This is a genomic window from Pseudomonas sp. NBRC 111140 (assembly GCF_001320885.1).
In the GTDB taxonomy this organism is placed as follows: Bacteria; Pseudomonadota; Gammaproteobacteria; order Pseudomonadales; family Pseudomonadaceae; genus Aquipseudomonas; species Aquipseudomonas putida_P.
In genome coordinates, this window is record NZ_BCBQ01000124.1 from 1 (window position 1) to 14,274 (window position 14,274).

At 60.9% G+C, this 14,274-nt stretch carries 13 protein-coding genes; 2 read left to right on the plus strand and 11 right to left on the minus strand.

The annotated features are described in order from the left end of the window. The 11 genes from APH42_RS26355 to hmpA form a co-directional block, all read right to left on the minus strand. Positions 1 to 176 (minus strand): GNAT family N-acetyltransferase (locus APH42_RS26355; protein ID WP_156352927.1); only part of this gene is annotated, 176 nt, incomplete at its 3' end. A gap of 180 nt (positions 177 to 356) precedes the next feature. Continuing rightward, the gene (locus APH42_RS26360; RefSeq protein WP_012270564.1) at positions 357 to 740 is read right to left on the minus strand and encodes a YkgJ family cysteine cluster protein; all 384 of its coding nucleotides are present in this window, start codon (positions 738 to 740) and stop codon (positions 357 to 359) included. Positions 741 to 866: 126 nt separating this feature from the next. After that, positions 867 to 1,994: a hypothetical protein gene (locus tag APH42_RS26365; protein ID WP_012270563.1), complete on the minus strand. Its 1,128-nt coding sequence runs from the start codon at positions 1,992 to 1,994 to the stop codon at positions 867 to 869. A 113-nt stretch (positions 1,995 to 2,107) separates the two neighbouring features. Then, positions 2,108 to 3,316, minus strand: coding sequence for an alanine transaminase (alaC, locus tag APH42_RS26370; protein ID WP_012270562.1), 1,209 nt, complete (start codon positions 3,314 to 3,316; stop codon positions 2,108 to 2,110). 266 nt (positions 3,317 to 3,582) lie between these two features. Beyond that, positions 3,583 to 4,470, minus strand: coding sequence for a heme o synthase (gene cyoE / locus APH42_RS26375; RefSeq protein ID WP_012270561.1), 888 nt, complete (start codon positions 4,468 to 4,470; stop codon positions 3,583 to 3,585). Positions 4,471 to 4,481: 11 nt separating this feature from the next. Then, positions 4,482 to 4,814 carry a cytochrome o ubiquinol oxidase subunit IV gene (cyoD, locus tag APH42_RS26380; protein ID WP_012270560.1) on the minus strand — a complete coding sequence of 111 codons (333 nt, stop codon included), beginning with the start codon at positions 4,812 to 4,814 and terminating at the stop codon, positions 4,482 to 4,484. Beyond that, positions 4,814 to 5,440: a cytochrome o ubiquinol oxidase subunit III gene (gene cyoC / locus APH42_RS26385; protein ID WP_012051225.1), complete on the minus strand. Its 627-nt coding sequence runs from the start codon at positions 5,438 to 5,440 to the stop codon at positions 4,814 to 4,816. Before cyoC ends, cyoD begins: the two co-directional genes overlap by 1 nt. 3 nt (positions 5,441 to 5,443) lie before the next feature. Continuing rightward, complete coding sequence (cyoB, locus tag APH42_RS26390; RefSeq protein WP_012270559.1) at positions 5,444 to 7,462, minus strand: cytochrome o ubiquinol oxidase subunit I; 2,019 nt, start codon at positions 7,460 to 7,462, stop codon at positions 5,444 to 5,446. A gap of 3 nt (positions 7,463 to 7,465) precedes the next feature. After that, positions 7,466 to 8,407 (minus strand): ubiquinol oxidase subunit II, encoded by a 942-nt coding sequence (gene cyoA / locus APH42_RS26395; protein WP_012270558.1) that lies wholly within the window; start codon positions 8,405 to 8,407, stop codon positions 7,466 to 7,468. A 559-nt stretch (positions 8,408 to 8,966) separates the two neighbouring features. Next, positions 8,967 to 9,473: a disulfide bond formation protein B gene (locus APH42_RS26400; RefSeq protein WP_012270557.1), complete on the minus strand. Its 507-nt coding sequence runs from the start codon at positions 9,471 to 9,473 to the stop codon at positions 8,967 to 8,969. Between the two features lie 388 nt (positions 9,474 to 9,861). After that, positions 9,862 to 11,040 carry an NO-inducible flavohemoprotein gene (hmpA, locus tag APH42_RS26405; protein WP_060494573.1) on the minus strand — a complete coding sequence of 393 codons (1,179 nt, stop codon included), beginning with the start codon at positions 11,038 to 11,040 and terminating at the stop codon, positions 9,862 to 9,864. 154 nt (positions 11,041 to 11,194) lie between these two features. Here hmpA and norR point away from each other — a divergent pair, with 154 nt between their 5' ends. Both norR and APH42_RS26415 read left to right on the plus strand, forming a co-directional pair. Beyond that, entirely contained in the window at positions 11,195 to 12,751 is a 1,557-nt protein-coding gene (norR, locus tag APH42_RS26410; protein ID WP_060494574.1) for a nitric oxide reductase transcriptional regulator NorR, read from the plus strand. Between the two features lie 191 nt (positions 12,752 to 12,942). After that, the coding region (locus APH42_RS26415; protein WP_156352930.1) for an Ig-like domain-containing protein at positions 12,943 to 14,274 on the plus strand (1,332 nt) is incomplete at its 3' end.

Below are 14,274 nucleotides of genomic sequence, written 5' to 3' on the forward strand. Positions count from 1 at the left end.
AGAGCGCTTTCGGCCTCGGCCAGGTCTTGCCAGGGGGCATGGTGCCAATAACGCATGACCTCGGGGTCGGCCATGATCGCCAGCCACTGCGCGGCATCGGCATGGCGCATGGGGCGCAATTGCAGGCGCGGGCTGTCGAGGCAGAGGTCACTGGGGAAACTGCGGGGTGGGGTCACGCCGGATCTCCTGTCCATTGCTGGGGAGATGACAGTTTAACTACATGCGGGGGTGGATGGGCATGGCTTGGGTCTTTTGGTGATGCAGAGATCGAGCGTCGCGCGGGCGGCGCTCGATTTCAAAATCCCCGCAAACGTTCCGACATGCACATGCCAGCCGTTACTGGCAACCTTGCAGTATCAGGCCACCTCAGCGCCATCATCCGGCCAATGCGGCTCGTTGGCCCCTGGCGGCGTGAGCGGTGGCAGCCCATACGCCGCCCGTGCATCGTCGCAGCTTGGGTTGTGCACCCCGCCTTCCCACGACGCCTCGAACTCACGGCAAGGGCTGGAACGGTTGGCATAAATGGTACAAGCCACTTCCTTGCCGATCTCGCCATCAAGGCTGACGCAGCGGCATGGCTTGGCATCGGTGCCGATCATAGCAACGCGGGTGGGGTTGATCTGCACCACCAGGTCATCCGGCACAACGCCCCCGGCAGACTGGCATTCGCCCCAGAAGAAGGACACACGGAAGTACCCGCAGCAGGCGCCGCAGTCAAGGCAAGGGTTATATTCAGACATGATGTCACGGAGGGAAGGTTGTTGTTATCGGGGCTGGCCCGCTGCGCCATTTTCAATCGAATCCGGGGCGGCTGGATAGAGGGCGCCTGCAAAAAAAATTGCCACTGATCCGGCCGCCCGTTTCATTTATCGCAGTGCCTTGTAGGTCGTGGTATCCCAACGCTGCAGGGCTAGGCCCTCGATCGGATCGTAGTCATCACCACACACCTTGCTGAAACCCGTGCGGGTCTCGCCGCAATGTACCAACCGGTCGTGCTTGTCACCCTCGGTCAGTACGGTGTACGACTTACTTCGCATGGCTTGGTACTGCCCCTCGGCAGCGGCCATGGCCTGGTGGTACGCCATCAGTTGCGTGTCGTTCAAGGCCAGCCGCTTGCCCAGCTGAACACCCCAACGGGTCAGGCAGACTTCGGCGAGATGGCGAACGATCAGCCCCGGTTCCTTGAGCACTTTGCCGTCGCTCGCACCATCGCCGGATGCATTACCCACCAGCGTGGCATGGCGCCCCGGCATCGGGTAAACGCAGATCCGCGTGCCACTGGCAATTGACGGGATCACGCAGGCAAACCCTTTGGACCGCTCATCCCGCGAGTAGAAGCCGACGTACTCTTTGACGTTATCAGCCAAAGTGACGCGCTCGGTTTGCACATTGCCGACCCCAGGCACCGGGTCGATGGCAAATATGTTCACCGGGATGGCGCGCAGTACAGGGTCTTGCGCCATGGCATTGGCCAGCATGTGGCAACTGATTCCTCCCCTGCTCCAGCCGACCAGGTTGACCTGGGTTGGAATGCGTGGTTTGCGGAACATGCTGATGATGCGCTCTTGCAGTTCCTGCGGGGTTGGGTGGCGCTCGCCGTAGTCGTAAGTGCGCCAGAACCAGGAGGCTGTGGAGGAAGGGTCCGGGATGGGTACGCCGGCGCTCTTCAGCCGCTCGTAATCCTCTTCGCTGAGTTTGGTGCGCTGCCAGCTGCTCTCCCCTCTGATCACCTGCAGCACATGGTTGACGTTCTCTTCCCAGCCGCGTCCGAACAGCTGGCCCGTCCAGTTGAAGTAGCCGCCGGGCTCGACGAACAGGTTGTCATCCTGCAGGTTGCCGCTGCCAGGGCCGTCTACGGCGATCCAGTGGGCGAATTCGCGGCCCTGGTCGTTGCTGGCCAGGGTCGAGACCAGCTCGCCGTTCCAGAAGTTGGGGTTGGTATCGTCGAAGCGGTGGGAGCCGGTGCCGCAGAAATAGGCGGTGAAGACACTCATTCGTAGATCTCTGTGGTGAGAAATGAGTGCTGAAGATAGGTAGGCAGATCGATGGAATGCAGGCGGAAAGCTCTCACCTGAAGAAAGGGGGCCGCAAAGCGGCCCCCTGAAAATTACTTGTTGGTCAGCCCGTCAGCCCGGAACATCTGCCGGATCCCGCGAATGGCCTGGCGAATACGGTCCTGGTTCTCGATCAGGGCGAAGCGCACATGGTCATCGCCATAGTCACCAAAGCCGATCCCCGGCGAGACGCAGACCTTGGCCTCGGCCAGCAGCTTCTTGGAAAACTCCAGCGAACCCAGGTGCGCGTATTGCTCGGGGATCTTCGCCCACACATACATCGATGCCTTGGGGTTCTCGACCATCCAGCCCAGCTCGTGCAGACCTTTCACCAACAGGTTGCGGCGCTGGCGGTACTGCTCGGCAATGTCGCGTACACACTGCTGGTCGCCCTCCAGCGCAGCGATGGCTGCCACCTGCAGCGGGGTGAAGGTGCCGTAGTCGTGGTAACTCTTGATCCGCGCCAGGGCGTTGACCAATTCGGGGTTGCCGACCATGAAGCCGATCCGCCAGCCTGCCATGTTGTAGCTCTTGGACAGGGTGAAGAATTCCACCGCAATGTCCTTGGCACCAGGCACCTGCATGATCGACGGGGCCTTCCAACCGTCGTAGACGATGTCGGCGTAAGCCAGGTCGTGTACCACCAGCACGTTGTACTGCTTGGCCAGGGCCACCACGCGCTCGAAGAAGTCCAGCTCCACGCACTGGGCGGTGGGGTTGGACGGGAAACCGAGAATCATCATCTTCGGCTTGGGAATCGACTCGCGGATGGCCCGTTCGAGTTCGTTGAAGAAGTCCACACCCGGCACCAGTGGTACCGAACGCACCTGAGCGCCGGCAATGACCGCACCGTAGATGTGGATCGGGTAGCTGGGGTTGGGCACCAGCACCGTGTCGCCCTGGTCAAGGGTGGCCAGCATCAGGTGGGCCAGGCCTTCTTTGGAGCCAATGGTGACAATGGCTTCGCTTTCCGGGTCGATGTCGACCTCGTAGCGTTCCTTGTACCAGTTGGAAATGGCCCGACGCAGGCGCGGAATGCCACGAGAGGTGGAGTAGCCGTGGGTGTCTTCACGCTGGGCAACCTGCACCAGCTTCTCGACGATGTGCGGCGGGGTGGCGCCATCGGGGTTGCCCATGCTCAGGTCGATGATGTCCTCGCCACGGCGGCGGGCAGCCATCTTGAGTTCGGCAGTGATGTTGAAGACGTATGGGGGGAGACGATCGATGCGCGCAAAGCGGCGCGGCGAACCTGGGATGGCCATGGCTTCCTCTGAGTACGTAAGCGCCCGGAACCGTCCGAGCGACGCTGGCCGATGTGGCGGCCTGAATCAGAAGATAATGCCGAAACAGGATATCTGTAAAGGAAGATTTCCTGTTTATATATATTTTTTCAGACGTATTTTTTGAAAATACGAAATCTATGTTTCAGGACTGGCCTCTGGTTCATCCGCGAAGAGGCCGACACTGGAAAACACCCATAAAAAAACCCCGGCACATGGCCGGGGTTTTCGTGAAACAGGCAGCAGTATCAGCGTGCGTAAGTCATCAGCACGTCCGCAGCGGTCTGGCTGTCCACACCCATCATCACGCTCAGGGCAGTGACGGTGAGGATGGAGAAGCCGAATACCTTACGGGCCCACTTGCTGTCGTCCTCGGCCTTGTAGCCACCCCAAGCCATGTACAGCCAGTACAGGCCCATGGCAGCCGCCACGGCCAGGTAGCCGAGGCCGGCGTAACCGCCGAGGGTAAGCATCAAGGTGGCGAGCACGAAGGCCAGCACGTACAGCACGATCTGCTTCTTCGCCGCAAGAACACCGCGCGCCACCGGCAGAACCGGAATGTTGGCAGCACTGTAATCCTTGAAGCGGAAGATCGCGATGGCAAAGCTGTGCGGCATCTGCCACAGGCTGAACATCACCAGCAGGGTTACCGCAGCCAGGTCGAAGCTGTTGCTGACGGCGCAGTAGCCGATCACCGGAGGCATGGCACCGGACAGGCTGCCGACCAAGGTGCCGTGCACCGATTTACGCTTCAGCCACAGGCTGTAGAAACCGACGTAGACGATGAAGCCGATCAGCGCGCAGAACGCCGACAGCGGGTTGGCCTGAACATACAGCAAGCTGAAACCCGCCACCCCGAGCAGGGTGGCGTAGATCAGCGCGAGGGGCAGCGACATGCCGCCCTGCACCATGACGCGGTTCTTGGTGCGCTCCATCTTGTGGTCGATGTCACGGTCGATGCAGTTGTTGAACACGCATCCGGACGCGACCACCAGCGAAGTACCGATCACCACCGCCAGGAACAGGGCGAAGTCCACATGGCCCTTCGAGGCAAGGAAGAAACCGCCTGCCACGGAAAGCACGTTACCGAAAATGATCCCCGGTTTGGTGATTTGGATAAAGTGCTTAACGGACATGCAGTCTTACCTCACTTGGCCAACATTTCGAAGTGGATGCTGAACATGATCCACAGCGACAGGCCGACAAGCAGAGCGATCACCATGGTGGTGAACAGGAACGTCGATACGTTGTTGCGTTGCTCTTTCGAGCGGTCCATGTGCAGGAAGTAAACCAGGTGAACAACTACCTGGATCACGGCCATGGCAACGATGATCAGTACGGTCAGGTTCTTCGGCAGGCTGGCGGTCATGGCCAGGCCGAACGGGATCGCAGTCAGGATGATCGACAGTACGAAGCCGATCATGTACGACTTGACGCTGCCGTGGTTACCTTCGTGATGAGTGTCGTGTGCGTTAGCCATTACAGAACTCCCAGCAGGTAAACGACGGTGAATACGCAGATCCAGACCACGTCCAGGAAGTGCCAGAACAGGCTCAGGCAGCTCATGCGGGTCTTGGCGGTCGGCGTGATGCCGTGCTTGTTGATCTGGTACATCATGATTGCCATCCAGATCAGACCAGCAGTCACGTGCAGACCGTGGGTACCTACCAGGGCGAAGAAGCCCGACAGGAAGCCACTGCGCTGCGGGCCGAAGCCTTCGCTGATCAGGTGATGGAATTCATAGATTTCCATCGCGATGAAGCCTGCACCGAACAGGAAGGTCACAGCCAACCAGCCCAGTACACCCGCTTTCTTGCCATCGAACATCTTCAGCATGGCGAAGCCGAAGGTGATCGAGGACAGCAGCAGGAACAGCGTTTCAACAGCTACGAAATCGAGCTGGAAGATGTCATGACCCGACGGGCCGCCGGCAAAACTGCCGGACAGCACCGCGTAGGTGGCGAAGAGCGACGCAAACAGGATGCAGTCGGTCATCAGGTACAGCCAGAAGCCCAGTACGGTCATCTGGCCCGAGTCGTGGTGGTGGTCGTCATGCCCATGGTCGTGACCATGAGCAGCGCCGCCGTGCATTACTTGACTGGACATTGATTACACCCGCTCAAACGATTCGACACGTGCGCCGGCAGGCAGAGCACCTGCTTTGGCCAGCGCTTTCATACGCTCGCCTTCGATGCGCGCCACTTCTTCGGCCGGAACCATGTAGCCCTGGTCGTCACGGGCAGCGTGGCGAACGAAGACAGCGATGGTTGCAACCAGGCTTGCGCCAACCAGCCACCAGATGTGCCAGATGAAGGCAAAGCCGAAGACGGTCAGGAACAGGCCCATGAACAGACCCGTCGAGGTGTTGCTTGGCATGTGGATGGCGTCGAACTTGGTCGCCGGCTTGTAAGCCTTGCCGGTTTCCTTGGTTTCGTGCCATGCATCCAGGCCAACCTGCTCAGGCATGTGGGCGAAGTTGTAGAACGGAGGTGGCGACGAAGTCGACCATTCCAGGGTACGGCCGCCCCATGGGTCGCCGGTCACGTCCAGGTTCTGGTTGCGGTCGCGAACCGATACGTACAGCTGGATCAGCTGGCAAGCGATACCGAACAGGATCAGCACGGCGCCGACAACGGCTACGTACAGGTAGGGTTCCCACAGTGGGTTGTCGGAGTGGTTCAGACGACGGGTCATGCCCATGAAGCCCAGGGCGTACAGCGGCATGAACGCAACGTAGAAGCCCGACAGCCAGAACCAGAAGGCAGCTTTGCCCCACTTCTCGTTCAGGGTGAAGCCGAAGGCTTTCGGGAACCAGAAGGCGAAACCGGCGATGTAGCCGAATACCGCGCCACCGATGATCACGTTGTGGAAGTGCGCAATAACGAACAGGCTGTTGTGCAGAACGAAGTCAGCACCCGGAACGGCCAGCAGTACGCCGGTCATGCCACCGATGGAGAAGGTGACCATGAAGCCCAGGGTCCAGAGCATCGGTGCGGTGAAGCGCACACGGCCTTGGTACATGGTGAACAGCCAGTTGAACAGCTTCACACCGGTCGGGATGGAGATCAGCATCGTCGCCAGGCCGAAGAAGGTGTTGACGCTGGCGCCGGCACCCATGGTGAAGAAGTGGTGCAGCCATACCGCAAAGCCCAGGATGGCGATCGCGCCCGATGCGTAGATCATCGAGTGGTGGCCGAACAGGCGTTTGCCAGAGAACGTCGAAGTCACTTCCGAGAACACGCCGAAGGCCGGCAGGATCAGGATGTAAACCTCAGGGTGACCCCACGCCCAGAACAGGTTGACGTACATCATCGGGTTCCCACCAAGCTCGTTGGTGAAAATGTGGAAGTCCAGATAACGGTCAACAGTCAGCAGTGCGAGTGCAGCGGTCAGAATCGGGAACGAAGCGACGATCAGTACGTTGGCCCAGGTGCAGGTCCAGGTGAAGATCGGCATGTCCATCAGCTTCATGCCAGGTGCGCGCATCTTCATCACGGTGACGAGGAAGTTCACGCCGGTAAGCGTCGTACCCAATCCGGATAGCTGTAGCGCCCAGATGTAGTAGTCGACACCCACCCCAGGGCTGTACTGAATGCCCGCGAGCGGCGGATAGGCAACCCAGCCGGTCTTGGCGAATTCACCAACGCCCAGCGAGATGTTGACCAGCAGCACGCCTGCCAGCAGCAGGTAGAAGCTCAGGGAGTTCAGGAACGGGAAGGCAACGTCACGTGCACCGATCTGCAGAGGAACCGCCAGGTTCATCAGGCCGGTGAAGAACGGCATCGCCATGAAGATGATCATGATCACACCGTGAGCGGTGAAGATCTGGTCATAGTGTTCAGGCGGCAGGTAGCCTTCGGAGCCACCGGTTGCGGCAGCCAGCTGGGTACGCATCATGATGGCGTCGGCAAAGCCGCGCAGCAGCATGATCATCGCGACGATGATGTACATCACGCCGATCTTTTTGTGGTCGACAGTAGTCAGCCACTCGCTCCACAAGTAGGTCCACTTGCGGAAATAGGTGATAAGACCGACGACAGCGATACCGCCGAGCGCGATCATGGCAAGCGTCACCATGACTATCGGCTCGTGATAGGGTATCGCCTCCAGGCTTAGTTTACCGAACATCTCTTACTCCTCTGCACCGGCAGCTGGTTGCATACTCGATTCCACACCCTTGGTTGTGGCCAGATCTTTGCTGCCTGCTTCTTCGTGGCTACGGCCGCGGTTCATGCCTTCGTACTTGTCGACGATCAGCTGGAACTGCTCAGGCGAAGCCTCGCTATACAGCGCGACTGGGTTGTTTTCGCTTGGTTTGGCCAAGGCGTCGTATTCGGCCTTGTCCAGCTTCTTCGGCGACTGCTTGACCTCGGCGACCCACTTGTCGAAGTCTTCCTGAGAGGTGGCAGTAGCCTTGAATTTCATGCCGGTGAAGCCAGCACCGCTGTAGTTGGCGCTGATACCGTCGAACTCGCCGTTTTCGTTGGCGATCAGGTGCAGCTTGGTGGTCATGCCGGCCATGGCGTAGATCTGGCCACCCAGGCCCGGGATGAAGAACGAGTTCATCACGGCGTCGGAAGTGACGCGGAAGTTGACCGGGGTGTTAGCTGGGAAGACGATCTTGTTGACCGTGGCAATGCCCTGCTCCGGGTAGATGAACAGCCACTTCCAGTCCAGCGCGACCACGTCGATCTGCACCGGCTTCACATCGGAATCCAGTGGACGGTATGGGTCCAGCTTGTGGGTGGAGTGGTAGGTGACGTAACCCAGGGCGATGATGATCAGGATCGGGATGATCCACACCGCAGCCTCGATCTTGGTCGAGTGCGACCAGTCAGGGGTGTAGGTGGCTGCCTTGTTGGAAGCACGGTACTTCCAGGCGAACGCCAAGGTCATGATGATGACAGGGATTACCACCAGCAGCATCAGGCCGGTAGCGATCAGGATCAGATTCTTTTGCTCAATGCCGACCTGGCCCTTCGGGTCGAGCAGGGTCCAGTTGCACCCACTGAGTAAAAGCATGCCTAAAAAGGGCAATATGCCAAACAGTCTGGGGTAACGCTTTTTACTCATCTCACGACCTCTAGATCAGCTTGCTTCAATGCAATTTGTGTTTTGGTAGCCAACACTTCGTCCTGCCAAGTGAGGCATTTCGCGCCCGTACTCGCTCCTGCCTGGGGTCCGACTGCAGGACCTTGGCTTCAAGCGGGTTAGCGGTGCTTATGGTTTCGTAGGCAACAGGCCTGTACTTCAGACCAAGTCCATTTGGTGCGGGAAAACGCGGAGGGGTGTCCGCCCGGTATCGCCGTTGGGCGAAACTTGACGAAGTCAGCAAAAAGGAGCGCTGGGGCTTCCTTCAATCCTGCGACTCGCAAGCAGTGCCGAACGGAAATTGGGGGCGATTGTAGATAGGTCGCCAACCCTTGACTATGACTTATTGAGCAACAGTCTTTTACAGAATACGTAACAATGCTGCTCAATAATTCAACTTCGCGACAGTTTGTCGCACCCCGCTTGCTAGGCCTCAAAGCCGCATTCTGCAAGGCCTAGAGGTTGATCTGGATCAAGCGGTGCGCAACTTTTCGCTCTTCTCATGCGGTGTAAAAGACCCCATGCAATTCGGGACTTTTGTCTAAGCCTGGCGTCGGTTGCGGTAGATCCCGAGCGGAACCAGCACAGCAGTCAGCACGAACGCCACAAGTGCCCATTGCGCCAGCGACAGGCCGAGGATCGGCGGGTACGGCGTGCTGCAGAAGCCATCGACCTGGAACGCCAGCGGCCACAGCTTGGCCAGTGGCAGGTCATCCACGATCGGCTGCAGGGTATCGATGCCGCAACTGACCATGGGGTTGGCGAGTATATACACATGGTTGCCGGCCGCAACGACTCCGCCAATGGCACTGAGCACCACCAGCGCTTCGAAGAAGCTCAAGCTGCGGCGCCCAGGCATCGCTGCGGCGATGAAGGCAAACACGGCAATGAACAGCAGCGCATAACGCTGCAGGATGCACAATGGGCAAGGTGCCTCACCCAGCACCACTTGCATATAGAGAGCGCCGCCGATCAGCGAGAGGCAGATCAGGCCCAGCAGCACCAGAAAGCGCCGTTCCCGATTCAGGCGCGATGTTTGTTCGTTCATTACCGGTTCCTTCGATGGATAGTGGCAGCGTGGTCCGCCTGCCTGAGCGCAAGTCTACACGCTGGGCAAGGCCTGTGAGCGTGCCGAGGAAGCGGCGTGATAGCGCTGCGCAGGGCTATCCGGTGTGGCTGAGACCGGCCGCAACGACGTCGGTTCAACGCCGAGCGGCAAAAAAACGGCTGCCCGAGTGCCGCGCAGGGGCAAGCCCCTCGACACCCGGGAGTGAAGGATACCGTGATTAAAGGAGGATTAACGATGAAAGCGCTGTGCCTGGTTTCATCTTTCCTTATATATAGGCAGGAAGGTGTAGTGCCGCAGGGATAACGATATTTGCCTGTACCGGCCTTTTCACGGGCTTGCCCGCGAAAGGGCCGGTACAGGTTTCACATCACTCCAAGGCAGCCGCCGGCCCGAAGAACTCATAACGGCTCTGCTGCTCCGGCACCCCCAGGCCCTTCAGCTGGCGCTTGACCGCGGCCATGAAAGCCTTGGGCCCCAGGAAGTAGGCATCCACATCACGCTCCTGCGGCAGCCATTCGGCCAGCAGGTCTTCGCTCAGCAAACCCACGGCATCGGCTGCAGCGCCACCTTCTGGCTCGGCATAGCAGTAGAAGCGCTTGAGTTGCGGATGACGCGCTGCCAGCCCATCGATCCAGTCACGGAAGGCATGCACCGCGCCGTTACGCGCACAGTGAATGAAATGCACCTCACGGCGGGTTTGCAACGCTGCCTGCAGCATCGCCAAGGTCGGAGTAATGCCTACGCCACCGCTGATCAGCACCAGCGGCTTGTCGCTGGCGGCCAGGGTAAAGTCACCCGCCGGCGGGAACAGCTGCAGGGTATCGCCCACCACCAGCTCATCGTGCAGGTAATTGGAGACCTTGCCACCCGCCTCGCGCTTGACGCTGATCCGGTACTCCTTGCCATCGCACAGCGCCGACAGGGAGTAGTTACGGCGCTGCTCGGCGCCGTCGATGTCCAGCTTCAAGCCGATGTACTGGCCAGGCTCGGCCTTGAGTACCGGTTTGCCGTCCACCGGGGCAAAGTAGAACGAGACGATCTCGCTGCTTTCCTGCTCGCGGCGCACCAGGCGGAATTCGCGAGTACCGCGCCAGCCGCCTTCGGCCTCTTCCTTCTCTTTATAGAGGTTCTCTTCAGCACCAATCAGGATGTCGGCCAACTGGCCATAGGCCGCACCCCAGGCATCGATCACGGCAGGGGTGGCGATGTCCTTGCCAAGCACCTCCTCGATGGCGCGCAGCAGGCAGCTGCCGACGATCGGGTAGTGCTCCGGCAGAATCTGCAGGGCAACATGCTTGTTGATGATCTGCCCGACCAGGCCACCCAGTTGTTCCAACTGGTCGATATGGCGGGCATACATCAGCACGCCGTTGGCCAGCGCACGCGGCTGGTCACCGCTGGCCTGGTGGGCCTGGTTGAACAGCGGACGTACCTCCGGGTACTCACTGAGCATCATCTTGTAAAAGTGAGTGGTCAGTGCTTCGCCGCCGCTTTCCAGCAGGGGTACAGTGGCTTTGATGATTGCACGTTGTTCGGCATTGAGCATTGCAACAACTCCTGAGCCTGTGGCTTCAAATGACTGTCCCTGCTACTACAGCAATCGTGCCAACTTTTATCGCCCGCAAAATCAGGGGTTTGACGCAGGTCATGTCAAAACGACCTACCCCAGCGTATAGTCATATCGACCTACAGGAGTCCATATGACCACAAAGCCGCTGCTGACCGCCCTGCTGCCTCTGGTAAGCGACCTGTCCCGTGATTTGCCCGACCAGGAACGCTACCGCCGCCTGCTGCAGGCCATGCGCAGCCTGCTACCGTGCGATGCTGCCGCACTGCTGCGCCTGGATGGTGAATGGCTGGTGCCGCTTGCAGTGGATGGGCTGAGCCCGGACACCTTGGGCCGGCGCTTCCGGGTCAGCGAGCACCCACGGTTCCAGATACTGCTCAGCCGCCCGGAACCCACCCGCTTTGCCAGCGACTCCGAACTGCCCGACCCTTACGATGGCCTGGTCAACGCCACCGATGCCGACCTTGAAGTGCACGACTGCATGGGCTGCCCGTTGATGGTCGATGAGCGCCCCTGGGGCCTGGTCACCCTTGACGCCCTCACCCCCGGGCAGTTCCAGAGCCTGGAGCTGGACGCCCTGCAGGCCTTCGCCAGCCTGGCTGCCGCCACCGTTACCGTGGCCGAGCGCATCGAGCACCTGGCCCTGCGCGCCGAAGACGAACACCACCGCGCCGAGATCTACCGCCAGGCCAGCGGCCAGGATAAAGAGCTGATTGGCCAAAGCCCCGCGCACAAACGCCTGGTAGAGGAAATTCGCCTGGTCGGTGGCAGTGACCTGACCGTGCTGATTACCGGCGAAACCGGCGTCGGCAAGGAGCTGGTGGCCCAGGCCCTGCACCAGGCCAGCAGCCGCGCCGACAAGCCGTTGATCAGCCTCAACTGCGCTGCCCTGCCCGACACCCTGGTGGAAAGCGAACTGTTCGGCCATGTGCGCGGTGCCTTCACCGGCGCGCATGGCGAGCGCCGTGGCAAGTTCGAACTGGCCAACGGCGGCACGCTGTTCCTCGATGAAGTGGGCGAACTGCCCCTGACGGTGCAGGCCAAGCTGTTGCGCGTGCTGCAAAGCGGCCAGTTGCAGCGCCTGGGCTCGGACCGCGAGCACCGGGTGGACGTGCGCCTGATCGCCGCTACCAACCGCGACCTGGCTGCCGAAGTGCGTAACGGCAACTTCCGCGCCGACTTCTATCACCGCCTCAGCGTGTACCCGTTGCACGTGCCGCCGTTGCGCGAACGTGGACGGGACGTGCTGCTATTGGCTGGCTATTTCCTCGAACAGAACCGTTCACGGTTGGGTCTGAACAGCCTGCGCCTGAGCAATGAGGCCCAGGCCGCACTCATCGCCTACGACTGGCCGGGCAATGTGCGCGAGCTGGAGCACCTGATCGGCCGCTCGGCACTCAAGGCGCTGGGCCAGCACCCCGACCGGCCACGCATCCTCACCCTCGAAGCCATCGATCTGGACCTGCGCGTATCGCCGGCAATGCCAGGTTCGCCGCCCTCCCCCGCGGCCCCGTCGCCAGCGGCCACCCTGCCTGAAGGCGGCCTGCGCGAAGCGGTCGATATCTACCAGCGCCAAGTGATCGAGGCCTGCTTGCAAAAGCATCAGGACAACTGGGCAGCAGCGGCGCGTGAGCTTGGCCTGGACCGCGCCAATTTAAGCCGATTGGCCCGCCGGTTGGGGCTTCGCTGAGACCTACTCACAAAAGGATTAACCCAGAAAGCCATCTGGTTGCTTCCACCCTGGCTGCTATATCTCCCTAACCACCCCATTCTCGACTGCCTGGTCGAGGCTGTGCGTAAAAAGCCCGGAAATGGCTCTGCTACGCAGGTTGTGGCCCGAACAGTCGGGCCGGGGGATCCGGATACCAGCAGGGAGCATCCATGGACAACATCGTCGTCGCCGATAAGCAATCCGAAGTCGCCACTCAGAGCGCCTGGGGCAACATCAATCTCAAAGGGCCAGGCGTCGTGCAGATGCCGGTATCGCCCGACAAGGTGGCCACCGTTACCCAGCGCGGGCAAGACTTGATCGTGACCCTGAAATCCGGTGAAAAGGTCACCATCGGCAACTTCTTCGCCGTGGACCAGGCCGGGGTTGGCAGCGACATCGTCTTCGTCGGCGAAGACGGCACCCTGTGGCACGCCCAGTATGACGCGGCAGCGTTCACCGGTTTCACCTTCGAGGACGTGGCTTCGCTGGACGAACTGGTTGCAGGGATTGGCACCGCCGGTAGCGCCATGTCGACCTTCGCGATTGCCGGGCTCAGCCTGCTCGGTGTCGGGGGTGTGGCGGCTGCGGCCAATCACAGCGGTGGCGGCAGCAGCGGTGGCTCGGACCCTGACACCACAGCACCGGCCACGCCCATCGACCTGCTGGTTTCGCCGGATGGCCTGCGCCTGACCGGCCGCGGCGAAGCGGGCACCACGGTGAACATCCGTGACGCCGCCGGCAACCTGATTGGCAGCGGCACCGTGGCAGCCGACGGCAGTTTCAATGTGGCGTTGAACCCGCCACAGATCAACAACGAAAACCTTGAAGTCACCCTGACCGATGGCGCGGGCAATGTCTCGGCGCCCGGCACTGTCACCGCCCCGGATGTGACGGCGCCGCTGGCACCGACCGACCTGGTCATCGACGCACAGGGCACCACCCTTACCGGGCGTGCCGAACCGGGCTCGACGGTTTCGGTACGGGGCACTGGCGGCGTGCTGCTGGGCACTGGGGTGGCCGGTGCGGACGGCCAGTTCAGCATAACCCTGCAACCGCCACAAACCGACGGCCAGGCCCTTGAAGTGAGCGCGGCAGACGCGGCCGGCAATACGTCGCCTGTGGCCAGCGTCACCGCACCCGACGTCGACAACCCTGACACCACCGCCCCCGACCAGCCGACCGATCTGGCCTTGGCCAATGGCGTAACCCTCACTGGACGTGGCGAGCCCGGCGCCACCGTGCAGGTGCGTGATGCGGCCGGCAACCTCATCGGCAGCGGCCTGGTGAATGCCGACGGTAGCTTCAGCCTTACGCTTTCGCCTGCCCAGGCCAACGGTGAAGCCCTGGATATCCGCCAGGTCGACGCCGCCGGCAACAGCTCGATACCGCTGGAATTCACCGCCCCCGACATCACCCCGCCCGATGCTGTCAGCAATATTCTGGTTGGCCCGGGTGGCGCGGCGCTCAGTGGGCGTGGCGAACCGGGTGCCACCGTCGAAGTG

What these genes read in the sequence shown, in the direction of transcription:
- cyoB (WP_012270559.1), bottom strand. Translation starts at nt 7,462, where the DNA reads ATGTTCGGTAAACTAAGCCTGGAGGCGATACCCTATCACGAGCCGATA.
- cyoC (WP_012051225.1), bottom strand. Translation starts at nt 5,440, where the DNA reads ATGTCCAGTCAAGTAATGCACGGCGGCGCTGCTCATGGTCACGACCAT.
- alaC (WP_012270562.1), bottom strand. Translation starts at nt 3,316, where the DNA reads ATGGCCATCCCAGGTTCGCCGCGCCGCTTTGCGCGCATCGATCGTCTC.
- APH42_RS26365 (WP_012270563.1), bottom strand. Translation starts at nt 1,994, where the DNA reads ATGAGTGTCTTCACCGCCTATTTCTGCGGCACCGGCTCCCACCGCTTC.
- cyoD (WP_012270560.1), bottom strand. Translation starts at nt 4,814, where the DNA reads ATGGCTAACGCACACGACACTCATCACGAAGGTAACCACGGCAGCGTC.
- cyoA (WP_012270558.1), bottom strand. Translation starts at nt 8,407, where the DNA reads ATGAGTAAAAAGCGTTACCCCAGACTGTTTGGCATATTGCCCTTTTTA.
- hmpA (WP_060494573.1), bottom strand. Translation starts at nt 11,040, where the DNA reads ATGCTCAATGCCGAACAACGTGCAATCATCAAAGCCACTGTACCCCTG.
- cyoE (WP_012270561.1), bottom strand. Translation starts at nt 4,470, where the DNA reads ATGTCCGTTAAGCACTTTATCCAAATCACCAAACCGGGGATCATTTTC.
- APH42_RS26360 (WP_012270564.1), bottom strand. Translation starts at nt 740, where the DNA reads ATGTCTGAATATAACCCTTGCCTTGACTGCGGCGCCTGCTGCGGGTAC.
- APH42_RS26400 (WP_012270557.1), bottom strand. Translation starts at nt 9,473, where the DNA reads ATGAACGAACAAACATCGCGCCTGAATCGGGAACGGCGCTTTCTGGTG.
- norR (WP_060494574.1), top strand. Translation starts at nt 11,195, where the DNA reads ATGACCACAAAGCCGCTGCTGACCGCCCTGCTGCCTCTGGTAAGCGAC.